General features: G+C 39.4%; 21 protein-coding genes. 2 read left to right on the top strand and 19 right to left on the bottom strand.

Annotated features, from left to right (window positions below; genetic code table 11):
- Nucleotides 1-7: 7 nt before the first annotated feature.
- The 12 genes from AC1FXZ_RS15370 to AC1FXZ_RS15315 form a co-directional block, all read right to left on the bottom strand.
- Nucleotides 8-424 carry a Zn-ribbon domain-containing OB-fold protein gene (locus AC1FXZ_RS15370; protein ID WP_480055177.1) on the bottom strand — a complete coding sequence of 139 codons (417 nt, stop codon included), beginning with the start codon at nt 422-424 and terminating at the stop codon, nt 8-10.
- A gap of 3 nt (nt 425-427) precedes the next feature.
- The gene (locus tag AC1FXZ_RS15365; protein WP_480055175.1) at nt 428-1,591 is read right to left on the bottom strand and encodes a thiolase domain-containing protein; all 1,164 of its coding nucleotides are present in this window, start codon (nt 1,589-1,591) and stop codon (nt 428-430) included.
- 161 nt (nt 1,592-1,752) lie between these two features.
- Nucleotides 1,753-2,715 (bottom strand): phosphotriesterase family protein, encoded by a 963-nt coding sequence (locus AC1FXZ_RS15360; protein ID WP_480055173.1) that lies wholly within the window; start codon nt 2,713-2,715, stop codon nt 1,753-1,755.
- 61 nt (nt 2,716-2,776) lie between these two features.
- Nucleotides 2,777-3,838, bottom strand: coding sequence for a phosphotriesterase family protein (locus tag AC1FXZ_RS15355; RefSeq protein WP_480055171.1), 1,062 nt, complete (start codon nt 3,836-3,838; stop codon nt 2,777-2,779).
- Nucleotides 3,839-4,271: 433 nt separating this feature from the next.
- Nucleotides 4,272-4,436 carry a hypothetical protein gene (locus AC1FXZ_RS15350; protein ID WP_480055169.1) on the bottom strand — a complete coding sequence of 55 codons (165 nt, stop codon included), beginning with the start codon at nt 4,434-4,436 and terminating at the stop codon, nt 4,272-4,274.
- Between the two features lie 202 nt (nt 4,437-4,638).
- Nucleotides 4,639-5,763, bottom strand: a complete 1,125-nt coding sequence (locus AC1FXZ_RS15345) for an ABC transporter ATP-binding protein (RefSeq protein ID WP_480055219.1) — start codon at nt 5,761-5,763, stop codon at nt 4,639-4,641.
- 25 nt (nt 5,764-5,788) lie between these two features.
- Nucleotides 5,789-7,540: an ABC transporter permease gene (locus AC1FXZ_RS15340; protein WP_480055167.1), complete on the bottom strand. Its 1,752-nt coding sequence runs from the start codon at nt 7,538-7,540 to the stop codon at nt 5,789-5,791.
- 121 nt (nt 7,541-7,661) lie between these two features.
- Nucleotides 7,662-8,786, bottom strand: a complete 1,125-nt coding sequence (locus tag AC1FXZ_RS15335; RefSeq protein ID WP_480055165.1) for an ABC transporter substrate-binding protein — start codon at nt 8,784-8,786, stop codon at nt 7,662-7,664.
- 36 nt (nt 8,787-8,822) lie between these two features.
- Entirely contained in the window at nt 8,823-9,587 is a 765-nt protein-coding gene (locus AC1FXZ_RS15330) for an MBL fold metallo-hydrolase (protein ID WP_480055163.1), read from the bottom strand.
- Between the two features lie 376 nt (nt 9,588-9,963).
- A complete protein-coding gene (locus tag AC1FXZ_RS15325; RefSeq protein WP_480055161.1) occupies nt 9,964-11,463 on the bottom strand; it encodes a tripartite tricarboxylate transporter permease in 1,500 nt (499 codons plus the stop codon).
- A gap of 12 nt (nt 11,464-11,475) precedes the next feature.
- Complete coding sequence (locus AC1FXZ_RS15320) at nt 11,476-11,979, bottom strand: tripartite tricarboxylate transporter TctB family protein (protein ID WP_480055159.1); 504 nt, start codon at nt 11,977-11,979, stop codon at nt 11,476-11,478.
- A gap of 85 nt (nt 11,980-12,064) precedes the next feature.
- Nucleotides 12,065-13,087 (bottom strand): tripartite tricarboxylate transporter substrate binding protein, encoded by a 1,023-nt coding sequence (locus tag AC1FXZ_RS15315; RefSeq protein WP_480055158.1) that lies wholly within the window; start codon nt 13,085-13,087, stop codon nt 12,065-12,067.
- Between the two features lie 393 nt (nt 13,088-13,480).
- On the opposite strand from AC1FXZ_RS15315, the gene AC1FXZ_RS15310 reads away from it, so the two are divergent.
- Nucleotides 13,481-13,957, top strand: coding sequence for a glutathione peroxidase (locus AC1FXZ_RS15310; protein ID WP_480055157.1), 477 nt, complete (start codon nt 13,481-13,483; stop codon nt 13,955-13,957).
- A gap of 21 nt (nt 13,958-13,978) precedes the next feature.
- Nucleotides 13,979-14,419 (top strand): MarR family winged helix-turn-helix transcriptional regulator, encoded by a 441-nt coding sequence (locus AC1FXZ_RS15305; protein ID WP_480055156.1) that lies wholly within the window; start codon nt 13,979-13,981, stop codon nt 14,417-14,419.
- 623 nt (nt 14,420-15,042) lie between these two features.
- Here AC1FXZ_RS15305 and AC1FXZ_RS15300 read toward each other — a convergent pair.
- The 7 genes from AC1FXZ_RS15300 to AC1FXZ_RS15270 form a co-directional block, all read right to left on the bottom strand.
- Nucleotides 15,043-15,297 carry an SHOCT domain-containing protein gene (locus AC1FXZ_RS15300; RefSeq protein WP_480055154.1) on the bottom strand — a complete coding sequence of 85 codons (255 nt, stop codon included), beginning with the start codon at nt 15,295-15,297 and terminating at the stop codon, nt 15,043-15,045.
- A gap of 19 nt (nt 15,298-15,316) precedes the next feature.
- On the bottom strand, nt 15,317-17,395 hold the full coding sequence (locus AC1FXZ_RS15295; protein ID WP_480055152.1) for a copper-translocating P-type ATPase: 2,079 nt from the start codon (nt 17,393-17,395) through the stop codon (nt 15,317-15,319).
- A 322-nt stretch (nt 17,396-17,717) separates the two neighbouring features.
- Nucleotides 17,718-18,659, bottom strand: a complete 942-nt coding sequence (locus AC1FXZ_RS15290) for a uroporphyrinogen decarboxylase family protein (RefSeq protein ID WP_480055150.1) — start codon at nt 18,657-18,659, stop codon at nt 17,718-17,720.
- A 26-nt stretch (nt 18,660-18,685) separates the two neighbouring features.
- Nucleotides 18,686-20,737: a hydantoinase B/oxoprolinase family protein gene (locus AC1FXZ_RS15285; protein ID WP_480055148.1), complete on the bottom strand. Its 2,052-nt coding sequence runs from the start codon at nt 20,735-20,737 to the stop codon at nt 18,686-18,688.
- Entirely contained in the window at nt 20,734-22,893 is a 2,160-nt protein-coding gene (locus AC1FXZ_RS15280; RefSeq protein WP_480055146.1) for a hydantoinase/oxoprolinase family protein, read from the bottom strand. Before AC1FXZ_RS15280 ends, AC1FXZ_RS15285 begins: the two co-directional genes overlap by 4 nt.
- Before the next feature lie 22 nt (nt 22,894-22,915).
- Nucleotides 22,916-23,260: an acetone carboxylase subunit gamma gene (locus AC1FXZ_RS15275; RefSeq protein ID WP_480055144.1), complete on the bottom strand. Its 345-nt coding sequence runs from the start codon at nt 23,258-23,260 to the stop codon at nt 22,916-22,918.
- Nucleotides 23,260-25,311, bottom strand: coding sequence for a hydantoinase/oxoprolinase family protein (locus tag AC1FXZ_RS15270; protein ID WP_480055142.1), 2,052 nt, complete (start codon nt 25,309-25,311; stop codon nt 23,260-23,262). The genes AC1FXZ_RS15275 and AC1FXZ_RS15270 overlap by 1 nt, the downstream gene beginning before the upstream one ends.
- Nucleotides 25,312-25,409 lie beyond the last annotated feature (98 nt).

Genomic DNA, 25,409 nt, shown 5'->3' with positions numbered 1-25,409 from the left:
TTAGGCCTTATTCCTCTTCAACCGGTGTGAAACAAGGTATAAAAGGACCTGGATTATCTTGTTCGCCACTTTGTTTAAATACCACTTTTACTTTTTGGCCGATACGCACTGTATCTAGGTCACAATCAACAATATTTGTCATCATTCTTGGACCTTCATCGAGCTCTACAAAAGCAATTGCATACGGGGTCCCTCGGCGCATTACACTGTATGTATAAATGCTGCCAGTACCTTTTGCTTGCACCCAACTTGTTTTGTCGCTCATGCAGTACGGGCATAACACACGTGGATAATAATGATACTCCCCGCAAGAATCACATTTTTTTACTAGGAGGTTTCCCTCTGCAGCAGCATCCCAATACTCCTTGTGTTCTGGATGAACTTCAGGGATGGTCATCGTTCTAGATTGATACATTGTTCCCATGATTTACACCCTCTCCAAGATAAGAGTTGCACTACCGTGGCGACTTGCTAACCCACCGCCAGTACCATGAACTAGTGCAATATCACAATTGTTCACTTGCACCTGTGATTGTGCCTCACCACGTAATTGACGCACAGCTTCAAGCACCTTAACGATCCCACCTCGGCTCGCTGGATGATTGTTATTCAAACCTCCACCATCTGTATTGACTGGAAGCTTCCCAACTCCTGAAATTAAGTTTCCATCAGCGACGAACTTACCACCTTCGCCCTTCTCACAAAAACCTAAATCCTCAAGCTGCATCAATACAGTGATTGTGAAACTATCATAAATAGAAGCGTACTTAATATCTTGAGGCGTAACGCCAGCTTCAGCGAAAGCAGCAGCTCCCGACCATTTCGCTCCAGAATAAGTAAGATCAACTTTCCCACCTAATAATCCTTTAGGTGATTCACCAGCTCCCATTACTCGAACAAGTGGGCGTTTTAGACTCTTAGCAATCTCAGGACTTACTACGACTAAAGCACCTCCACCATCACTTACTACACAGCAATCCAACCTGTGAAGTGGATCGGCAATCATAGGGGACTCAAGTACATCCTGAACTGTCACTACATCACGTAGCATGGCGTTCGGATTATATTGAGCATGATGTGAAGCTGCAACTTTAATCCATGCAAGCTGTTCACTCGTCGTTTTAAATTCATGCATATGACGCATTGCAGCCATCGCATATTCATTAACGGCTGTCGGTCCAAAAGGGAGTTCAAATGGTACGTCTGGAACATTTGCGCCAACTACCTTCTGTTTGACACCGCTTCTACCTTCTGAGCGTGGACGTCCTCCCATTGTGATCAACGCCACATTACATTTTCCCGCTGCTATTGCCTGAGCAGCATGTGACACGTGAGCAATGTAAGAAGAACCGCCTATATCTGTACCATCAACATGGCGTACGTTAAGACCTAAATAATCAACCATTGATAGAACGCCACCTGGTGCATCACCAGCACAGAAGTAGCCATCTACATCTTCAAACGAAAGTCCAGCATCCTCTAGTGCACCTTTTGCACATTCAGCATGGATCGTGGCAACCGATTTATCAGGAGCCTTGCGCGTTGGATGTTCAAATGCCCCAGCAATATAAGCCTTTCCTTTAATACTCATCTTCTTAACCTCCTGTTCATGTCGTAAAACCATATCTCGAAATTACATCAGGTCACGTTATCCCAATCAATGCTAGCAGGATATGAAAAGGATCGGTCGGCAACTAGATTAGTGCCGACACGCACTTTTATCCCTTTTCGAAACGCTTCCATTTTCAAAAATTAACGAGGGTCTCTCATTGTTAGGAAATTCGCTGGAGTGTGTACTAAAAGTTGCTCAAATACTTCTTCACCAACGCCCGCTTTGCGAAGGTCCGGTAAAAACTCTTCAAACAGATAATTGACCGAATGTCCTTTTAATCCCGGCCAGCCTAACGCACAACAATTGGCATCAGCTGAAATAACAGCGCGTTCTAAATGGCCTTCTTTACTCAAGAAACGAAGGAAATGCTCAACACGTTCTCGGCGAGGGCGTGACCAATACGGCGAGTCTTCCATTTCAGTGTCATAGCCGATTGTATCGAATCCAACGTAGCCTCCTAGGCGAGCAATCTTCGAATCACGTTCTTCATCAGCATCTTGACCAACATCGGCATGCCCCATTAGTACGCGTTCTAAAGGAAGACCTTCTTTTTCAAATATTTCAATAGCAGTATCTGCATCCGTTGACAAGTGTGTAATAATTGGCACACCTGTTTTTACTGCAGCACGTGCACCGGCTGTATAAATGCGTTTATCCAGTTCACTGAGCTTTCCACCACGACTAACACCCACTTTAACAGCGCCAGCTTTTGCATCTGTTCCTTCGATGCCAACCGTAATTTCATGAACGAATAAATTTGTAAGATATTCAATTGATTTATTACGGAAATATGGTAGAGCCGAATCACCAGCTACGAAGCCTGTAACAGCGACTATATGTACACCCGTTCTACGTGAAAGCACTTGGAAATACTCGACATCGCGTCCATTACCAATCCCTGTACAATCAACGAATGTTCTACCACCATGTTCACGGAAACGACGTAGCTTTTGTAATGTAACGTCAAACGCTTCTTCTGGTTTCTTCCACCACTGTGTATCTAAGTCACATCCTGGCAGTCCGAAACCAATATGTTCATGTAATGCTGTAATTCCTAAATCTTCTGTCGGAATTGGGCCTAAAACGGTATTTACTTTACCCATTTTCTATTCACTCCTCACCTTGACTTTTCTCTTTTAGAAGTTTCACAGTCTACCTAACTTGCTATCTATTAACAGAATGGAATAAATTGTCCCAATCAAAGTTCCAACCAGTAATTTTTTGCTCTGCTGAAGGATCCAGTGTAAGCACACGTTGTGGATTCTCTTGTAATAGTTGACGAATTTGTTCGTCCGTTACGCCAGCTTTTCGTAAAGATGGCACAAAACTAGTTAATAAATGATCAAATCCAAGATCCTTTGCCTCGTGGCCTTTTGCAACACCAACAGCATTGCTCGATAGTAGTACACGATCACCAAAACCTTCTGCCAAGAGCTCTGCTACTAACTTCGCACGATCTTCATCATTTACGTACCCTTCGCTTGTAGACCAACCAACATGATCTAATGCCACATAGGCACCACGACCTGCTACAGCCAACGCTTCTTTTCGACGAACAGCATCTATACGATCAAGTCCACCGATGATGACACGGTTAGGCTCAATGCCTTCACCTAACAGAATTTCTAAATCATTTACAGCATCTGCTCCGTACTGTACCGATACCGCTACCCCTGTTGCACGAGCTGTTTGTGCAGAACCTCTAAACAGATTCGATTCAATTTCCGTAGTACCACTTTGATCAGCCATCGATGTAACTAGCCCTGCTGAACTTGAACGCTCAACTCGTGGGATAACAATCCCTTCTGTCACCTCTTTTGTGAACAATCCTGAGAATTGCTCTGCTGGCCAAGGTACAGGTGGTTGCTTCTGTGGTGTTAGGAAGTAGCCACTCAAATTCGACTCTGGTCCTAATCCTGTTGACGCTACAATATGCACCCCTGTCGCTCTTGAAAGTGTTCTGTAAAGTTCCACGTCACGACCATGGAACATCCCACTTCGATCGACAATTGTATTTCCACCCACTCGACGGAAGTCCGTTAGCTGACGTTTTAACGTTTCGAAAATTTCACTCTTATCCATGTTAATCTCTGGGGCAAACTCTGCACCTGGAACCACAGAAAGAAGAACTTCATGTATAAGTACAACACCTAAGTCTTGAGCTGACACCGGCCCAAGAACCGTCCGAACAACGTCTGATTTTTTCTCTTCAACTTTACCTTGCATAGTAAAAAACCTCCTATCATGAATAACTCTTCGTCTTACTCTTTAAAAAAATGGAATTATAAACACCTTTTAAAATGGGTGTACACCACTTTACTAGAATACTGTAATTTCGTTGTAAACGCTTTCCTTAAGGGCCACCAATGTTAACAACCTCTAACTCTCTAAATACATATTATAATATTGTTATACCAAAGATCAACATGTTTTTTATAATTTTCTATCTAATCAGAATTCAGGAGGTTCTTGGTACGAACTGTGTCATAAGAATGATTGCCTACCATTGCTAATGACGTTTTATAGTACGTAAGATGTTATAAGTACATATTATAATATTGTTATACCAAAGGTCAAATGATTTTTCAGAAATTTTTAATTTTAGTTAATTATTTTAAAATCCCTAAGCTGAATAGACACAGCTTTTAACACAAAAAGACTACTCCTCTATCGTTAACTTTTTAAGTGCACCATTCGTATCTTGAATAGCTTCATTTAGCAGCATATTCCCCTCTGAGCGATTATGAATAGTAGCCGACACTTCTTCTAAAGAAGCGGATGATTGTTGGATAATCGCAGCAAACTCTGATAAAGCTCTTTCCATTTCCTTAGTATCGGTGCCAATTTCCGTTGCACTTCCTCGAAAGTTGAATTGATTTTAATTTCTGATTAAGTAGCACTAAGTTATTCTTCTTCAGAACAGAGAAAATCACAGACACTCTGCCTGTGATTTTGAAAATTTATCTCCCGTTACTTACCTACACTCGATTTAAAAGAGTTCTAGAACCTCTCTTATTATGATGCTATTAAACTGGTATCGTCCTACACCTCTCCTTCCTGAAACTTAAAGCAACTTCTGCATTTAGGTCAAAATTTTGCTCTTGATGTGTTTTAACCCTCATTTCATAATTTTCAATCAGGATAATATAATCAATCACTTCACCAGTAAATACTTTGTTTAACACTTTACCAGTTAAATAGTTTTTAGTGTCGTCCTCAGAAGTTTGACGGTTTACATCGGCTACCGATATTAAATCAATATCCTCAGGCCTAATTGATACGACAACATTCTCATTTGCATTAATCACTCTAACAGGCAAAGAGGAAATCAGCCCTTGATCTGTTTCGGCTGCACCAATTTGACCAGGAGAACATTCTTTGACCGAAACTCCTTTTATTAAATTTGTTGTCCCTATGAAATCGGCAACAAATTCAGTTTTAGGCTCATTATAAATCGTTAGTGGATCACCTTGTTGAACGATTTTCCCTTTATTGATAACCGCTATTTCATTTGATAGAGCTAAGGCTTCGACTTGATCATGGGTCACATATACCATCGTGATTCCTAGTTCGCGCTGAAGGGACTTAAGTTCAAAGCGCATAAATTCTCTTAGCTTGGCATCCAAATTACTTAATGGCTCATCAAGTAAGATTAATTCAGGTTCCGTTAACAATGCCCTAGCAATCGCTAACCGTTGTTGTTGGCCTCCACTTAACTGTGTAGCCGAACGTTCACCGTATCCGGACAGGTGTACTTTTTCGAGAACTTCCATTACTTTCTCTTTTATTTCTGCATTTTTATATTTTTTTAGCTTCGAAACTCGCATTGGGTAGGCCACGTTTTCAAACACTGTCATATGTGGCCAGATCGCATAAGATTGAAATACCATTCCGATATTTCGTTTGTTTGGAGGGATAAATGTATTGTTCGCCCCATTAAAAACATCCATTCCACCTAAGCTAATGACACCACTGTCGGGCCGTTCCAAACCAGCAAGAGTCCGTAATGTAGTCGTTTTCCCACAACCTGAAGGCCCTAATAACGTGAAAATTTCCCCTTTTTTTATTTCAAAGCTGACATTATCAATCGCTTTAACATTATTACCATCATGTTCAACAAATTCCTTTTTCAGATTTTCCACACGTAACATTGTCAAAATTACTCAACCTGCCTCTCTAAAATGAATTTGTTTTTGTCATCAATTTCCTCATCGGAATAACCATGAACGTAATTAATATCACAATTAAAACAGAGACTGCTGAAGCATGAGAAGTTCTGTTATCAATCCAGTATTCAAAGAACAATGAACCAATAACAACATTTGAACCCGAAGCCAAGAATACAGGGAATGTCAAATCTCTTGTAACATGTGTTGCCACATATAACCAACCTGTCATAATGGCCGGGAAGATGATTGGGGCCACAACCCTTCTGAGATTATCAAAGTGATTCCCTCCATGAACCAAAGAGGTTTCTTCAAGTTCCTTATTGATCTGCATCAAAGCAGATGAAAACAGACGGCAACAATAAGGAATATATCGCATTGGATACGCGACAATAATGATCCATATTGTTCCATAAAGAGGAGTGCCAATGAAAAATAATAGAACGGCAATCGCTACAAGGACTGATGGGAAGGCTTTCATAATAAACGCAACTGCATCCAATATTCGGGCTCCCCGTATTTTGGATCTAGTAGATAACCAAGATATCATTAGTGCAATAACAGCTGTAATTGTAGGAGCAAGTATCAACATAAGTAGTGTATTTCTTACCATTAATGGAAAGCGATTATGATTAATTACTTCTGAATAGGTTTGAAGTGACAACTCACGCATTGCTTCAAATGAAAACATTTGATAATAAGGGAGAAGACTCGACCAAATAATAACGAGTAATGGAATGAAAACATTAATTGCCATGAAAATAGTAACGAATCCAACAAGAGGCCATTTCCAGAAGCCAAGGTTATGTTTTTTCGTTTTAAATGCTTTCCCACTAACAGTCTGGAACTTCTCCACACTTTTTGTGGCAAACATGTACATTATCACAAACACAAGCCCGATAAAAAACGTAATTAAACCAAACGTACTGGCCAATCCATAATTAGGTAAACCGGCTCTTGTTTGGGTTTGAAAATAAATTTCCATACTTAAAACTCGAACATCACCATTCAATCCTAATAGAAGTGGAACATCAAATAGCTCAATCGCTACAATGACAAAATAAATAAATACGGACAAAATACCAGGTTTAATTAAAGGTGCCGTAATCCTTCTTACTGTCTGCCCCGTACTTGCACCACTTACAATAGAAGCTTCCTCCAAATTCGAGTCCATATTTCTCATTAATGTAATCAACATTAAATACATCGCAGGTACAATACCAAAGCCGGTAACAAATATCATACCTCCCATTGAATAGGCAGTTAAAAAGTTACTAAGCCCTTCAAAGCCCATATTCCCTAAAATATGATTAAGATAGCCGTTAGATGGATTGACTAGTAGACCGTAGCCCAAAGCCGATACCATAGGTGGGATACCAATTGAAATAAACATTAACGTAAAAATTGTACCAGTAAACGGTAAATCCGTACGTTCTGTCAACCATGCAAGAATTGTAGCAAGCGTAATCCCAATGGCCAATGTACCAAAAGTGTAGATAAGCGTGTCTTGAAACAGCAAATAAGTTCTTGAATTTAGAAAGACGGTTATATAATTTTGAATGGTCCACCCAGCACCCCACTCAAACGGCAAATACCCTTCTGGCCTGAAGCTGCTGATTACCAAAGTTGTAAGTGGAATTAAAAATAGAGACGCCACTATAATAGAAACAATAATCATCGAGATAAACTGGAAATTAAAGTTCTTATGTTCTTTCATACTTTTGAATTTACTGTTTATCTTGCTATTTAAGGCTGGTTTCAATTTATACCCCCCCGTTCATCAAGCTTATGAATCATGAAAAGTTCTAAATAGATTAGGAGAATGTGACTCTCCTACTGTTTTAGGAGAACCACATTCTGTGAACGATAGTAAATAGTGCTTTTTAATCAAGAATCATTTGCGTGACGATATCTTGTGCTTGTTGTGCATCAATAAAATATTGGTCTATGGTAGTCGGTAGTGCAAGCTCAACATCGTTTTCCTCGATATACTCGCTTAGTGCTGTACCCACTTCCGGATAAACAAGGTCTCTTCCTTCACGCTCTGTAAAGTATTCGCGTCCTTCCGTTACAAACCATGCCATCCAGACTTTCGCAGCATTTGGGTTGTTTGCCCCCTCAACTTCAAATAGCATAGAATGACGGACCGGTGTGGGATCTAAGAGCTTATAGTCAATCGGTGCACCTGATTGCATTTCCACATAGGCAGCTGAAATATCTGCAAGTGCAATATGTGTTTGACCACTAGCGACCGCCTGTACCGTACCAGGAGCACCAGATTCAACATGTGGATTCTGTTCCATGATTCCTTCTACTAATGTTTCAATTTCATCTAGCTCCCAAGTAAAGGCAAGCTCATTGTACGGAAAGCCTGGCAAACTCATTCCAAGAACCCCTTCCCATCTAGGGTCGAGAAGGTCTTCAAAAGTATTAGGAAGTTCATCCTCAGATACGTGATTTGTATTGTATACCAATCCATCAACTAAATGATAATATTCCAACCCTCTTCCATTTAACGGGTCAATTACATGATCTACATACGTAGAAATAGTAGGGAAACGCTCTTCAAACACCTCAACCCATGGGTAAACATCTGAAATAAGGTCACGTTCTATAATAGGCTCCATTGCACCTACAGCACCCCAAAATACATCCACGCTATAATTTCCACTTTGACTTTCTGCAACAAGACGTGAAGGTATTTCAGAAGGCGAAAGTCCTACTTTCTCAACTTCAATACGAAAACCCATATCTTCTTCAAAAGCATCCATCATTATTTCAAGAGTTTCATCGGTAGGGTTCAACCCCCAATAAGTGATTTTTCCTTCCTCTTTTGCTGCTTCAATTAACTGTTCATAGTCTGTAAGATCTCCAGCTGCTTGTTCTGCACTGTCTGTATCTGCCTCATCCTGTGATGGAGCTGTTGTTTCTTGATCTGTTGATCCACATGCTGATAATAAAATGAGTGCAAGGATTAACGTGAAAATAAACAAATAGTTTTTTCGCAATTTACATTCTCCCCTTTTCATCTTCGAATTTGATACTTACACGTGTTCTTTTGCAAGTTGATCATATAGATTTGCTAGTGCCTCGTTTGCATTATTTTGATAAACTCCCCCGTGGTAGCAAACAATGGAATGAATATCATATTTCATTAATTTCTTAATTGATTCAACAGCTTCTTTTATATCAGGCGTTTTAGCTTCATACGGACCGATTAATTGTCCACCGTCATCCATCCGAAACGCATCGCCAATTATGAGAGTTTTGCTCTCGTGATGATAGAAGCAAAGGTGCCCTGGGCAATGTCCAGGAGTATGAATAACGGTAATCCCACCACAATAAGGCAGTACCTCGCCATCATCAACAGTAGCAGTAACTTTCCCTGTAGAAGGCGTTTCCAAAAAGTATCTCATTTGCTCTCGCAATTCTACTTGATCACTTGAAAGCGCATTCATTTCTTCGGTCAACTCTTCTCTATCAAGTTTCAAAAGGGGTTTGTCACCTTGTATATACGGAACTTCTCCTTCATGTGCCATAACTTTGATATCAGGATTGGCCTTTACTATCAACGGAAGACAGCCGGTATGATCCATGTCGTGATGGGTAATCATCAACATTTTTAACTGTTCAATAGAAATCCCCTCTTCTTCTAGACTTTCTTGTAGCTCTGGAAGATGGTTAGGCAATCCTGCATCTAATAATATCGCTGTCTCCTGATCCCATATAGCTGTCACATAAATCGGTTTTGTAAATATCATGTAAGGGCTTTTTAACTCGATTACTTTAACACCTTCTGCTAATTTCATATTGTTCCAAACTCACACTTGAGTTTGGTCTCACCTCCATGTATTTGGATTCAATATACGGGTACGTTTACTAAATGAAAGGATTACTAATCTCTATACTTCCAAATTACATCACCCCTTTTAATGATAAAAAGCGACAATTTCTGATTATTCAGAAATATAAAAACATAATAAAGCGCAGATTATACGTTCTTGATTATGTATGTGTTTATTTTTACGTTTCATTATTTCTAATAATATAATATTGTAATGACAAATATAACCACTTTTTTAGAAATATTCTGAAAAATAATCAAAAAGAAGAAGTACAGCGAACTGTATACTTCTTCTCACTTTTATTTATCTTTACCTTATACAAAGAGATTATATTTTTTACCTACATAGATCTTGTCTGACCTATCCCCTTCTTACCCCCATATTTACGAATGAGTGGCACAAAGACGGTTAAACAGATTAATACAATAAAAATGATCGAAATTGGGCGCTGTAAGAAAATGAACATACTTCCTTCAGACATAATAAGTGACTGCCGTAAGGAACTTTCAGCTAATGGTCCAAGAACAATCCCGATTAACATTGGAACAACTGAATAACCATACTTAGGAAGAATGTAACCAATTAAGGCAAAGATTAACGCTAACCAAACGGCATTAATAGAATTATCAAATGAATACGCACCAACTAAGCAAAGCACTAATACGATCGGAAACAAGATTGATGAAGGGATTACCGTTATCTTCGCAAACCAGCGAATAGCAAGTTTAGCAATGATGAACATAACAATATTGACGGCAATAAACCCTACCATAATCGTATACACTAGCCCGGAATGACTTTCGAATAATTGTGGACCAGGCTGTAATCCTTGAATTAACAAAGCACCGAGAAGGATTGCCGTTGCAACATCACCAGGAACCCCTAATGTCATCATCGGAATCAAGGTAGTACCCGTTGTACCATTATTACCAGCTTCTGAAGCGGCTACCCCGTCCATGCTACCTTCTCCAAAACTTTCTGGCTTCTTAGATACACGGCGAGCTTCATTATATGAAATAAATGAAGAAATTGCCCCACCTGTTCCGGGAATTGCTCCAACGATCATCCCGATAAAACTCGATTTAAGAATGGTTTTTCGAAATCCAACAAGGTTCTTCCAACCAAAACGTTCATTTTCATAACTAATTCCCGATGCGATCTTCTTTGTTCTTTTCCCACTCTGATTGATAATTTCAGATAAAGCAAAAAGTCCAATTAAAGCTGGAACTAAAGCTATCCCAGATAATAAATACACCATGTCAAAAGTAAACCTAGTTATCCCCGTCATTGGATCTAACCCAATCGTTCCAATTAACATTCCCACTAAGCCCATAGCGATCCCTTTGCCTAAGTGCTTGCCACTTACACCTGCAATAACGGTTAAACCGAAGAGAGCTAATGTGAAATATTCAGGAGGTCCAAATCGCAAGGCAAAGCTCGCAATTTGTGGAGCGATAAAAAGCAATACAAGACCACTAAGCACACCAGCTGATACCGACGCATATAGCGACATATTTAAAGCTCGTCCCGCTTTTCCTTGTTGAGCAAGAGCAAAACCATCAACAGCTGTAGCTACTGATGCCGGTGTTCCAGGCGTTTTCAACAAAATGGCCGCTATAGATCCACCGTATACTCCAGAACAATAAACCCCTAAGAGCATCAAGATTGCCGCATCTGGTGGCATACCAAAGGTGAATGGAAGTAACAGTGCTATAGCTATCGTTACACTTAAACCAGGTAACCCTCCAATAAACATCCCGGTTATAACTCCAATAATGATAAATAACATGTTTTGCCACTGAAATATATGAGTAAGTCCGAATAAGATATTTTCTAGCATTGGCGCTCTCCTTTAGTAAAATATTCCATTTGGTAGGTATAACTTGAGAACTACTTTTGCTATATAATAGATCAAACCTGTAAAGACTAGAGATACAAGCAAGGTTTGAATTATTTTTTTATTACCAACGAGAAACATTAATCCAACCATTAATAGAAACGTAGAAATGACAAAACCTAGATGAGGCAAAACAATCGTCCAAATAAACAATGAAACAAACATACCTATTACAACTGAAAGACTGTTTTTTTGTTTAATAGCTCCTTTATTACTAACATCCATTGCTTCTTCTTCTGCTATCTCCTCTTTATCAGGTTGTTTTTTTCTTAAATCTGCCAAAAACGTTAAAGCACTAATCACAATAAGAGAAATAGCGATCAGATATGGAAAAAGCCGAGGACTAGTTGTCGCCATAGTAGCCGATCCTCCAATTTGCTGAGGAATCATAAACAGGACAATGACTCCAAATAGTAGCATTATTAATGGCGGTAACGCAGTCTTGAATCGCTCAAGCATCGTTTGTCCCTCCTAATCATAATGCCGATGAATATTTCATCGGCATTATTTCATTTTTTGCAAACGCTTTATTTAATTAATTTGTTTATTCTAACATTCCAGCTTTTTCAATCGTTTCATTAATAATTGCTGACTCATTTGCCAAAACCTCTGCATACTCTTTACCAGATTGATAATTCATTTGCAGATGGAATTGTTCGTAAGCGTTCATTACGTTTGGATCGTCCATCGCCTTTTCAAATGCATCATGAAGAATTTCTTCTATTTCTTCTGGTAAATCTTTATGAGCAAACATAAAGAATGAAACAGCAAACTCTTCATACCCTTTTTCAACTGCAGTCGGGACATCAGGTAAAGACTCTAGTCTTTCACTTCCAAAGTATAGTAACGACCTTAACTCGCCGTTCAGTGTATCAGCAATCGCTTCTTGTTCACCAGCGATAAACCCATCACTATGTCCACCTAATACAGCTGCTCTAGCAGGAGGTCCACCTTCAAATGGTACAAGGCTAAATTCAACATCTTCTACTAAACCAACAAGCTCCATTGCAATATGAGAACCTCCACGAGCTCCAGGATTTCCATAATTGAATTTCCCTGGATTTTCTCTAGCATACTCAACTACATCTTCCCATGTCTCCCATGGAGAGTCAGATTTAACTGCAAACACATAGCTGCTTCCTGCTGTTTTAATGATAGGCTTAATGTCTTCATGCGTATATTGAACATCGCCAAAATGTGGGAGTGTACTAAATGTACTGGCAGGGCTATATCCAATTGTGTATCCATCTGGAGCTTTTGAAATAATATCCATTGCTGCACTGCTTCCACCACCACCAGGTGTATTAACAACAACAATATCTACTTTCTGAGGTAAATGTTCTTTTGCAGCTTCAGCTAAGGCGCGACCAGTTACGTCTAGTACACTACCAGCCGGGAAACCAATTTGCATTGTGATTGTCTTTGTTGGGAAATCAATTTCTGGCTCTTCATCTCCTGTTGAAGTACCAGAATCCTCTTGTGTTGTTTCCGAACTACCACATGCTGCTAACGTAACAATTAATAGTAATGATAAAAATAACGTCAAAAATTTATTTCGTAACTTCATAGAATCTCATCTCCTTGTATGTATTTAGTAATTTTTGGAATCGTTTTCATTTTTCAATAATTTAATAGATTTTCTACTTTCCTCCTTCCTACAGGTAAATAAATGACTGAAACCCAATTTTCCAATTTCTGACACTGTGATATTGTTATACTAATTCAAAGGATTTCTTAGTTGTCATATTATAATATTGTAATACCAATGTCAATTGACTTTTTGAAATTTTTAATCAAATTAAAGATTGGTAGTTTTCTGAACAATTATATCAAGACAGTTCTCCTACTTCCTTGTTAGCCATTCTCTCTTCTTTCTCCAAGCATAAATTTTGATTCCCACACATTAATCGCGTATGATTAAATCGTACACGATCTATCCGCTATACTAGGAGGAATCTTAATGACAACTGTTTATGATTTTACTGTTAAGAAAACAAATGGAACCGAACAATCTTTAAAGGATTATGAAGGAAAACCAATGCTTATTGTGAATACAGCTAGTAAATGTGGGTTAACGAATCAATTTAAAGAGATGCAAGAAATCTATGACAAATATAAGGATCAAGGTTTGGAAATTCTAGGCTTTCCATGTGGCCAATTTAACAATCAGGAATTTGATAACATTGAGGAAACGACGGAGTTCTGTCAGGTAAATTACGGTGTAACGTTTCCGATGTATGGCAAGATTGATGTTAACGGAGAAAACGAGGAACCTTTATACAGTTATTTAAAATCAGAAAAAGGTGGAATTCTTTCAAAAGACATCAAATGGAACTTCACAAAATTTCTGATTGATCGAAATGGGCACGTAGTAGAACGCTATGCACCAACAACCAAACCAACTAAAATAGAAAAGGATATTGTAAAACAATTATAATTTCAGAGAGGAATGCATTCTTTGAAGGATTTTTTAACATTAGATAATCAGCTTTGCTTTGCCATTTATGAGGCAAGTAGTCAATTTACTAAACTATATTCAAAAGTCCTTCATCCCTTTGGCATTACCTATCCTCAATACTTAGTCTTATTAGCCCTATGGGAGAAAAACGGGCTAACAGTCAAAGAATTGGGTGAGCGATTAAATTTAGGTACTGGGACATTAACCCCTATGCTTAAGCGGATGGAAGCAAATGGTTGGGTGAAAAAAGAGCGTACCGCTAGAGATGAGCGTAAAGTTTGTATTTTCGTCGAGCCTAAAGCTTTGGAAGAAAGAGAAGCCATTACTCAATCGATTGCGAGCGAAGTGAATTCATGCAACATCGAGTTAACTGAATACGAACAATTGATGAGTCAGTTAAAGATGCTTCAGAGCAAACTTATGAAACGGAATAGAGAATAGTTCTGAAATGGGAGCAAATGACGGTTCGAATAGGAGGGCTAAAGACACTTCACGTGGACAACAGTTCCTGAAGAGGCTGGCCCCACCTATTCTTTCGTTCTAAATAAAAACCTCTTACGAAAACTCATTCTTAAGAGGGAACATTATTAGTAATAAAGAGCTACTTTTTGAAGCTTCTTAGCAGATTCTTGTCTAGATTTAATTAAACTTCGGAACAAGCGATGGAAAAATTTCATCTAAATTCCTTCTTTCATAATATGATGTACCCTCATTATGAACTGTTCCAACATTTTCCTCAAAACTCATAAAACACTGTGAAAACGCAAACAAAAGTGATGAAAGCGCATAGCATTTACTCAGAGCTCGAGCTTTCTCATTTTTTCAAAACATTTCCAAAAAGCAGCACCAGACAGTCCAAGTGCAGTGAAAAAGCGCGAATTCCCCTTTTTCACTGCACTATACGCAATATGCGTAGCCGTTACCCTCTTTTGAAAGCCTCTTAAGCATTGAGCCGAACCGTTGCAATCTTTTAAAAGCCTGCTATAAGTGGGTTTCTCCTAGCAGGCGCGTAACATATGAAGCCATTGCGTTTTGAAAAAGAAGCACGAGAAGAACGAAATCGCTTACTCGTTCATCACCTTCTTCATTCGTTTAAACTCGTCTTCGTTTATTTCTCCTTTAGCAAAGCGTTCTTCTAAAATGGTTAAGCCATTAGAAGTTTCAGAATTTGATTTTTCTTTCGAGAAAACTTTTACGAGATAAATGATAAAATAAACAAAACCAACGAAGACAGCAATATGAAATACCATCATGATCAACATTGACGTAGCACCTAGCCCACCCATCATCCAATTCATATGTTCACCAAAGTTCATCATTATTCTCCCTCCCTATTCATTATATTTTTAATAATTTTGCATTGATCGCTACTATAACGGTACTTAATGACATTAACACTGCTCCAACGGCTGGACTTAACAAGATTCCTGCTTTAAATAAAACGCCTGCCGCTAAAGGGATGGCTACAATGTTATAGCCAACGGCCCACCACAAGTTTTGCACCATCTTTTTGTATGTTGCTTTTGATAGTTTAATAATAGAAACAACATCTTTCGGATCACTTTTGACTAAAATAACATCGGCTGTTTCCATTGCAACATCTGTGCCTGCCCCTACAGCTATTCCTAAATCGGCAAGTGCTAAAGCTGGTGCATCATTGACACCATCACCTGTCATCGCCACTTTAAGCTTTTTCTCTTCAATGATTTCCTTAATTTTTTCTGCTTTTTCGTGTGGAAGCACCTCTGCATATATTTCATCCAGTCCTAAATGCCCTCCAACGTAGTTAGCTACTTGTTTATTATCACCCGTTAACATGATCGATTTAATATTCATTTCTTTTAGGGTCTTGATAGCTTCAAAAGAACTTTCGCGAATGATATCTGACAATGCGATCATTCCTGCTAACTGATTGTTAATTAACACAAAAACAACTGTTTTCCCTTGTTCAGATAATTCTTCAAATCGATCTTGTTGAAATTGAATATTCTCTCTTCTGATATAACCGGGACTTACAATTTTCACTTCTTTCCCAGCAACTTTTCCTACTAAGCCAGTTCCGACCATATTTTCAAATTCTTCAGGTTCCATTAATTTTATTCGACGTTTTTTCACCTCGTTTACAATCCCTTTTGCAATCGGATGCTCGGATTGTGCCTCAAGGGAAGCAGCAATCGATAAAACTCCCTGTTCGTTAAATCCTTTTTCGATAACCAGATCAGTTACGCCAAACCTTCCTTCTGTTAATGTACCAGTTTTATCGAATACAATCGCTTGTAATTGTCGTGCCCCTTCAAAACTTGTACGATCGCGAATTAATAACCCTTTCTTAGCTGAAATAGCAGTAGAAACAGCAACCACTAGTGGTGAAGCTAATCCTAGGGCATGTGGACAAGAAATGACCATTACGGTTACCATTCTTTCTAAAGAAAATGAAAAGCTATAACCTAGTGCAAGCCAAATGAATAATGTTAAAAATCCTGCCACCAAGGCAATATAAAACAACCATTTCGCTGCGCGATTAGCTAGGGTTTGTGCTTTTGACTTTGATTCTTGAGCCTCTTGAACGAGTGTAATCACTTGAGAGAGATAGGTTTCGTCGCCTGTTTTTTGGATAACAATCGTTAACGCTCCATCACCATTAATCGATCCACCAATCGCTTGTTCATTAATTGTTTTTTCAACGGGTACTGACTCTCCAGTAAGCATTGATTCATCAACAGAGGATTTCCCTTTAACGATAACCCCATCTGAAGGAATCTTTTCTCCAGGCTTGATTAAAACGTGATCTCCTTTCTTTAAATGTTCGACAGGAATATCCCTAATTTCCCCATTTACATCAATCAGGTGAGCTTCAGACGGCATTAATTTCACTAACTCTTCTAACGCTTTTGATGCTCCCATGATCGACTTCATTTCAACCCAATGCCCTAATAGCATAATCGCTATTAAAGTTGCCAATTCCCAGAAGAAGTCATTCCCTTCTAATCCAAATACGGTGAGTGAACTATAGACATAAGCAATGATGATGGCAAGTGTAATTAATGTCATCATTCCAGGCTGCTTCTCTTTGATTTCCGGAATGGTTCCTTTCAAAAATGGCCATCCACCATAGAAAAACACGAAAGATGATAAAAGAAAAAGAATGTACAAATCACCTGTAAAACGCCAGTCCACCCCGATAAAGTGTTGAACCATAGGCGATAAAACTAAAATCGGAATCGTAATGAATAAAGTAATGAAAAACCTCTTTTTATAATCTTTAATCATTTCATGGTGGTCATGCCCACCATGTCCGTGGTGACCATGGTTAGTACCATGGGTTGTACTTTCTTTTATGTGATGATGTTCGGGATCATGATGGTTGTGCTCGTGGTGGTGATGGTGGTGATGGGTATGTTTATGGTCCTTATTCATTGAATCTCTCCCCCTCTCCTTATACCTGTAATAAGATAGATTCATTAATGCCTAAGCTCCTGATGCATAAAAACCGTTTACGTTTCCCCATTGAAGATTGTTTGAATAGTACTATTTATTACAAAATATAACAAAAAAGTATGTGGAAAGTGTGGAGATAAATAATATCCATACTTTCTTCACATACTACACAATTGATGGTGACGATGAGCCAGTATGTAAAGCCGCTCTTGTACATTCAGGTGTAAGTCAAAATACAGTTCGACCCTAAATTAAAATAGCTGACTAAAGAGATTTACTCCCTCCAGTCAGCCTCATTAAGTTATGTCCAACTACCCTCGTCACACATCGTTGCAATCTTATCCTTTACGCTATTAAGATCCTTATCTTTGTTAAGTGGTTGATCGGTTGAGATAAATAATCTTCTTTTCTTATTTTGGTTCCATAATTGTGCATATGTTGATAGGTTTACAGGCTGCTCCCAAAACGAATCTTCTAGAGCAATTCCTTTTGTTTTTACTTGGTGATCACACACATATTGTTCAGAAGCTAAAATCACATTAGGTAGATTCGCTACTTCCTCTGTTACATCACCTGGAATTCGTAGGATCCCAAACAAATTATAAAATTTAATAACATTAAAAATAGGGGTTAGAGCTTTGCCCACTTCTACTTTTTTAAACAAGCTAGGATCAATGTCTTCATTTATAAGAATTCCGTCTACTTTGGCATCGCCTAAACTCTTACATAACTGAGTTAAAAATTGAGTGATGCTGGTCACTTTTTTCGAAAGCTTATCAGAGTCAAGTTCAAATACTTCTTCGCCATACGCGTGCTTTAACACGGTCATTGGTCCACTTACCACCACGATAATCGGATAATCTTTTCCTTGAACCATTACTAATCTCTCTATCGTCTCAATTAAAGTAGGTACTCGCCCTTTCGTTAATGCTGCCTCTATATCTAGTTGTGTGTCATGTGGTAGAGGTGCAGATATTGTTGGCATCGCATCTTCTTGCCAAGCAATAGATACCCCTAGTGCTTCCGCTTCTAATGTTGGGTCAACTGGGGTGATTAATGCATCATACCCTAATAATTGTTGTGTATTGATAATCGCAGAGGACAGTGAACTCGTATCTCGATACATTTGTTCTACTGTGACTTGATCGACCCTAGTAAGATACGTACCTAACAAAGGGATAAAAGGAGGTCGAGTAACAGCTCGACCTTTGAAAAGTTTTTGCACTAGTTCTTTTTGATTCATGTCAGACCTCCTTCTATAAGCTCGAGTTACATTCTAACAATTTTTCTTGTTGGTTTTGCATCAGGGAATGTACCGTAGTACGTGAGAGCCTCTTTTGCAGGCTGCTTTTTCGACCATTCAGCCATAAATTCATCATAGCTCTTCCCACGGGATTTACGTGCTTCACGTTCTGCTGCACGCTCACGCTCTGTACGCTCTTCATCGAGATTAAATGTTTCTGGGTCATAAAATACTTTATAAATGTTCTCAGCTACCCACGTAGAAATGACTTCTTTCTTCAAATCAGCAATAACGCTGCTTGGGTCACGGTCTAATACATCGCCATAACCCCCACCACCAAGTGAGTTGGCTACAAAGACATCACCTTGCATGACAGCATCAGCTGGACGAGGTGCTCTTTCAACGACATAATCACCTTCAATGCTACGGTTTTGGATCAAGTCGGTTGTACTTGTTGGGACGTCCTTATCGCCGTTTTTCATTTTCTCAAACACATTGGAATTGACAATCTTAATTCCCGGATGAGTTGCTGGAGGATACCCACCAAACAACCCTTGAACAACTGGTGTTTTATGATGTTTAATGATTGATTGATAGATTAAATGTGGGACGCTTTGAACGGCCCATGCAACATTGGTTCCAGCTCCACCACGATATTTTCCAAATCCCATCGAGTCTTTCCAATGTTTAAAATACAAATGAACATGCGGTTGCTCGTTTTCCATATCCTCGACATCCGGCGCTTTCCCCCACCAGCCCCAAGGAAATCCAAACGAATCATTTCCATCGCGATCTGTACGCGCACCTCCACCTTCACTATTTAAAACATTAGCTAACATATCTGAAAATGGAACCCCCCATTGATTCAGACCGGCAATAACAACGGCACAACCACCTGCACCAAAGCCACTTGTCGTTAGTTCTTTTGCCCCACTAGCATGCAACATCTTTGCAAAGGCATTTGATGTACAAGATAAAACGCAGCTGTTTGTAATTGGTGAGTTCGCAACAGATGCATCCAACCCAGCATGAAGGAACGTTCCCTCTGGCACAATCACTTTGATTGATGAAAAAATACCTGATGAGGTCGGCAAGTCTGCAAAAGGTACACCGAATAAATAAATCGCAATATGGGCTCGAACGATATGCATATACGCATTAAAGGAACCGTCATTTTCAGGAGAAGATCCTGTAAAATCAAATGTCAGCGTATCGTCTTTTTTCGTCAGTGTCAGCATGCAACGCATGAGAGAGTCACTAGTCCCCATCGTATCCATAAAGGAAACTGAACGATATACTCCGTCTTGCCATGAAGAAATTCGCTTACGTGCCCCTTCTTCGGCAACGATTAACATTTTTCTCATGACACCAGTAACAACCTCAACACCTTTTTTGTCAATTAATTGCTGGACACGGATACGCAAGCGATCACATGCAGCGACACGAGCTTTCGTATCGACATTTTGCATACGAGGTGCACGAGATACCATATTCTCCATCATATACAACATATCGTTGCGAATCGTATAGTTTTCACCAATCTTAATTGGTGGCAACTTCATCCCTTCATCTGCGCGCGATTTAGCCGTTAATGGCATCCCACCTGGTTCAATCGCCCCTGTTTCTGGTTGGTGCACCGCCGCTGCTGCCCATGCAACAATTTCACCACCATGGAAAATTGGCATAACTGCCACTTGGTCCGGATTGTGTACCCCACCATATAAAGCCTCATTCGCATAGAAGATATCACCTTCATTAATGCCAATGGTCGGATCATCTTTGTAATGTTTTAATAAATACTTAATAGCAATTTGTGATGTTACAGCATGAAGGTAAACCCCACAATAAGCTGCGACAAGATCTCCCTTTGCTGTATACAAGCCAACAATAATATCCCCAGAATGAAGCATACTTGAAATCCCAACTTTTGTAAGAACCTCTTTTGCTTCCAATACGAGTTGATTTAACTTTTCACTATAAATTTCGTACTCTCCAAATTGCAAGCTGTCTAGTGCTTTTCTTTCAACTTCATCCATAGGTTCCGGATGGATACGCTCATTTATTGACATATCAATCATGCGGTAACACCTTCCTTCTGTTGAATTAAGCCATTTAAGTATTTATCGACACTGTACATGGCGTTTGGTGGAACAACGACTGTTGTATGCGGTGACTCAATTAAAGCAGGACCTTGAATTTCATTTCCATTTGATAACCGATCCAAGTCATAAATGTTTGTTTCCGTAAATCCATCTAATTCTGGCCAATAAGCTTCTCGCGTCCCTTTAATCGCACCACTTGCATCGGCTCCACTGTATGGATGCTCTGCTAATTGATATTTTTGCTGTGGAACGGTCGCTTTTAAGACGACATTTTCGATTTCAACTCCCCCTTCAGGGAACACTGCTATTTTGCTATACGCATTTGAGTACTCTTCCGTAAAGGCTTCAATTAAATTTTGGACATCTTCAGGACTATTTAAGAAGACGGTCGGTGAGACGGCACGTTTAATGTTTAGTTGCCCACCAAATTTCATATCTAGCTCAAGTTGATACTGGATCGAATCTGGGGCAAATCCTTCCCCGCTAATATCACGAATCGCCTTTTCTTGAAGTGTTCGAACGACATTATTTAGTTGATCGTAATCGGTCATCTTCTCTTGAGTCCCAGGTTTTGAAACGATAATATGCTCGGATTGTTCATAAATGTGCATCACATCCATCATTGAAGAAGAGAAGGCACAAAAGACAGGTGATTGTTGCATTATAACGGTCTTTGGAATTTCAGCATCAAACCCAAACCCAGCACCATGAACGGGACCACCACCACCGAGTGCAAATAAGACAAAGTCTTTCGGGTCATGGCCTTGGAGTGCCGTTTCTTTTTGAATGATATTGGCCATGTTTCCATCACATACTTTTTTAATTAAATAAGCTGCTTCATACACATCAATTCCAAGTGGCTTCGCAATCTTTTCTTCAATTGCTTGCTTTGCTTTATCAAGGTTCAACATTAAATTTCCACCATGGAAGTACTCAGCATTTAAGTATCCTAGGATTAAGTTCGCATCCGTTACCGTTGGCTCTGTTCCTCCTTGGTCATATGCTACTGGTCCAGGAAAGGAGCCAGCACTTTTAGGTCCGACTTCTAATCTTCCACCCAATGTTTCGTTAATCCAAGCGATCGAGCCACCACCAGTTCCAATTGATTTACTTTCAAGCATCGTTAAATCAACAGCCCAACGATCAATTACTGGTTTGAATTGATACACACTCGTATCCCCATCAACAACAAGGCCGATATCAAAACTAGTTCCACCCATATCTGTTACGACAATATTAGGATAGTCATAGATTTTCCCCACTTCACTAGAGCCAATGATCCCGGCAACTGGGCCACCATTATACGTATTAACCGCCGATGTACGGAATACTTCAGCCATCCCACCAGTGTTATGAACCATTAAGAGCGAATTTTTATAGCCTAAATCACGCAGTTCATCGCCAATGTTTGATAGTTCTTCGGCAATCGACTGATGTAAGTACGCATTTAAAATCGCAACATTCGAACGACTATATTCATAGCGTTTTGGTAGCACTTCATGTGAAAGCACAACCGGCATGTTCCCAAGATAGTATTCAGGGTATTCTTCTTCAATTAACTCTTTAATGCGTTTTTCGTGAATAGGATTTTTAAAAGAAAACAGTGTAGATACAACGAATCCCATTGCCCCTTGGTCAACCAAATACTGAAGTTTATCCTTGAAATCCTCTTCATCTAACGGACGAATCACTTTACCCGTATAATCAATTCTCTCCTTAACACCGACAACGTTTTCTCTCGGAATTAATGGGTTCGGCTTATCAACTTCAGCAATTTTACGAGATTCAAGTGTACTAATCCCATCAGACCATTGACTTCCACGTCCAATGTAAAGGAGATCTTCATATCCTTCTGTTGTAATAAAACCAAGCTTAGGCCCTTTTTGTTCAATTAATTTATTCATTGCAATCGTCGTCGAATAACGAATCACGTCTGTTTCTTCTAATAATTCATCAACCGCTAAATCTAGCAGCTCTGCACCATTTTCAATCGCTTTAATAAACCCAACCGATAAATCATAGCCCGTTGTTGGACTTTTTGAGATCACCGATTGATCCCCATAGCGAATAAAACAATCTGTAAACGTTCCACCGATATCAATGTCGATTGTTGCTATCATTTCTTTCGTCATTGTAAGCTTCCTCCTTTTTCTTCTATTTCACTTTTTCAGCTTGCTTTTTTATATCAGCCTTTATGTCAGCTACATTCACTTCGATATCATGAGTAATTGGATGTCCGATCGGCAATGTTTCTGTTTCAACCATCGTCCCGCAGCAAGGACAATAAAATTCAAGTAAGCGCACCCAAGTAGGATCAGGGGAAAAAGTATGCTCTCCCTCTAACAGTGGTTGATGAATTTCATGTGGATTCCGATCATAAATGAGCAATCCTTTTTTAAAATTTTCATTCGCATCCATAATTTCATGCTCACATTGGTTACAAACCCACTTTTCTTTGTTCAAGTCTAAGTCAATATACTCAGTAATTTTTTTTCTCATCATTGCACCTCCATGATTCCATTCAAATGTTCATCAATTCTAAACGTACTTTCTAACGGGACGACAATGGACGTATTGGAACTTTCTAGCACGGCTGGACCAGCAATTTGGTGACCTGGTCGTAACGTTTCTAAGTCGTAAATATTTGTAGGAATATAACGATCTTTCCAGTAGATCTCTCTTTTTGACTTAGGTTCTGGCTTCTCAGTTGTTACTTCTAATGAAGGAAGTCGAAAACGGGAAACGCTTACATTACTATTCAAACGAAGAAACTCAATCGTAATGTCATCAGATTGAAGCTGCTGGGCAAGTGTATCTAATACTGATGCCAGCTCGGCTTCATTGTCTCCGGTTAAGAAACTAGGAGGAAGCGCAATGATTTCTCGGCGATTCCCATCAGCAGAAGCAGCTTCGACAGAAACATCAAATTGAATAGAATCTGGTGAAAATCCTTCTCCACGCATGTCTCGATGCGATAGTTTTTTCATCCGTTCAATCAGTTCTGTTGATTTCTCTTTTAACTCTGCTAGATTGGAGCCTTTCGTATAGTTGTAATCCAAGCGCTCTTGGTAGTTATGGGCAATATCGGCTGTTGATAAGCCAAATGCACTAAATACAGAACTAAACGGGAATGTATACACCCTCTTGATGCCACTTTTCTTTGCCATTCCACCGGAGAATAACCCTCCACCTCCACCGAACGAGAAAAGTTCAAAGTCGAGCACGTTTTTCCCTCTTTCCTCGGATAGTTGCTTTAACGTATTTGAACCAATTTGTTCAAGAATATCAACAATTCTTGTCGCAGCTTCTTCGTTTGTGATACCGAGTGGTTCTGCAACCCATTTTTGAATAGCATCGACTGCTTTTTGTTTGGAAATTTGCTTCGTTCCACCAAGGAAATAATTCGGATCGACTAATCCTAACACGACACAAGCATCGGTAATCGTTGGCTTTGTTCCACCAAGGTCAAAGCAAGCAGGCCCTGGCACTGCACCGGCACTTTCAGGTCCAAGCTGGAGCTTTCCATCGACAACTTTTGCAATTGACCCTCCTCCTCCACCAACGGATAGAACGTGAATGAGTGGCGTGTGGACAGGTATGTCTGCAATACTAGATTCTGTATCAAACGTTAGCTCACCATTTGAGATTAACCCTACATCTGTACTTGTTCCACCAACATCAACCGTCATAATATTGTCTAATCCATAGAGTGACCCAATGTACTTGGATCCCATTAAACCAGCTGCTGGACCCGAGTTATACGTGTCAATTGCTTTTGTTTTGGCTACACGAGCGACCCCACCGTTGGCATGAGCAATTAATAATGGTTTTGTGTAGCCTTTTAGGCGCATCCCTTCATCTGCTTTATAAAGGTACTTAACCATGTCACGATGTAAATACGCATTGACTACAGCTGCATTTGTACGAATCGCATTGTTTGAACGAGAGCTAATGTCACTACCTAATTGAATTGGTTTTGTTCCAAGATAATGTTTTGGATAATCCTCCTGAATAACCCGGCGAACACGTTTTTCATTTTCATTGTTTAGATGTGAATTTTTCAAACTAACCACAATCACTCGCGTTCCTAGCTCTAGTAACTTTTTCGTTGCATTTTTAACTTCCTCAGGATCAGCAGCTTTGATGATTTCACCACTCTCAGAGATCTCTTCATCAATCGTCACTACCATTTCTGGATCAACAATATAGTTTAAAACTGGATTTTCACCCTCTTGATACAAGCTAGATTCAAATCCCTTTGACACAATCAAGCCAAGTTTCGGACCTGTTCGTTGAATCAGTGAATTAGTCCCAACCGTTGTGGATAAACGAATCGTTTTTGTTCCCTTGAGGAAAGCGTTTACATCATTGAAACCAAAACGCTTTGCTCCTTCTGCGATACAATTATTAAAACAAACTGTTAAATCATGTGGCGTCGTATCGACTTTTACAACCTCAAATTGATCTCCATAAGAGAAAAAACCATCTGTAAATGTTCCACCTGTGTCGATGTCGACTGTGTACTGTTTTGTTTGTGTTGCATGCTCCATCTAAAAAACCTCCTCGTCGGGAATGTAATCTATGAATCTTTGTTATTTATGAATGCTACAAATTCATTGTAAGGCATGAACCCATTTTAGTTAACGTC

The organism is Halalkalibacter sp. HAAS-P014 (assembly GCF_056619965.1).
The sequence above is the reverse complement of the archived record's forward strand: the minus strand, read 5'-3'. Positions and strand labels throughout refer to the sequence as shown.

Coding starts and splice junctions, on each gene's coding strand:
- AC1FXZ_RS15370 (WP_480055177.1), bottom strand. CDS start 424: ATGGGAACAATGTATCAATCTAGAACGATGACCATCCCTGAAGTTCAT.
- AC1FXZ_RS15365 (WP_480055175.1), bottom strand. CDS start 1,591: ATGAGTATTAAAGGAAAGGCTTATATTGCTGGGGCATTTGAACATCCA.
- AC1FXZ_RS15360 (WP_480055173.1), bottom strand. CDS start 2,715: ATGGGTAAAGTAAATACCGTTTTAGGCCCAATTCCGACAGAAGATTTA.
- AC1FXZ_RS15355 (WP_480055171.1), bottom strand. CDS start 3,838: ATGCAAGGTAAAGTTGAAGAGAAAAAATCAGACGTTGTTCGGACGGTT.
- AC1FXZ_RS15350 (WP_480055169.1), bottom strand. CDS start 4,436: ATGGAAAGAGCTTTATCAGAGTTTGCTGCGATTATCCAACAATCATCC.
- AC1FXZ_RS15345 (WP_480055219.1), bottom strand. CDS start 5,763: ATGTTACGTGTGGAAAATCTGAAAAAGGAATTTGTTGAACATGATGGT.
- AC1FXZ_RS15330 (WP_480055163.1), bottom strand. CDS start 9,587: ATGAAATTAGCAGAAGGTGTTAAAGTAATCGAGTTAAAAAGCCCTTAC.
- AC1FXZ_RS15325 (WP_480055161.1), bottom strand. CDS start 11,463: ATGCTAGAAAATATCTTATTCGGACTTACTCATATATTTCAGTGGCAA.
- AC1FXZ_RS15320 (WP_480055159.1), bottom strand. CDS start 11,979: ATGCTTGAGCGATTCAAGACTGCGTTACCGCCATTAATAATGCTACTA.
- AC1FXZ_RS15315 (WP_480055158.1), bottom strand. CDS start 13,087: ATGAAGTTACGAAATAAATTTTTGACGTTATTTTTATCATTACTATTA.
- AC1FXZ_RS15310 (WP_480055157.1), top strand. CDS start 13,481: ATGACAACTGTTTATGATTTTACTGTTAAGAAAACAAATGGAACCGAA.
- AC1FXZ_RS15300 (WP_480055154.1), bottom strand. CDS start 15,297: ATGATGAACTTTGGTGAACATATGAATTGGATGATGGGTGGGCTAGGT.
- AC1FXZ_RS15295 (WP_480055152.1), bottom strand. CDS start 17,395: ATGAATAAGGACCATAAACATACCCATCACCACCATCACCACCACGAG.
- AC1FXZ_RS15290 (WP_480055150.1), bottom strand. CDS start 18,659: ATGAATCAAAAAGAACTAGTGCAAAAACTTTTCAAAGGTCGAGCTGTT.
- AC1FXZ_RS15285 (WP_480055148.1), bottom strand. CDS start 20,737: ATGATTGATATGTCAATAAATGAGCGTATCCATCCGGAACCTATGGAT.
- AC1FXZ_RS15280 (WP_480055146.1), bottom strand. CDS start 22,893: ATGACGAAAGAAATGATAGCAACAATCGACATTGATATCGGTGGAACG.
- AC1FXZ_RS15275 (WP_480055144.1), bottom strand. CDS start 23,260: ATGAGAAAAAAAATTACTGAGTATATTGACTTAGACTTGAACAAAGAA.
- AC1FXZ_RS15270 (WP_480055142.1), bottom strand. CDS start 25,311: ATGGAGCATGCAACACAAACAAAACAGTACACAGTCGACATCGACACA.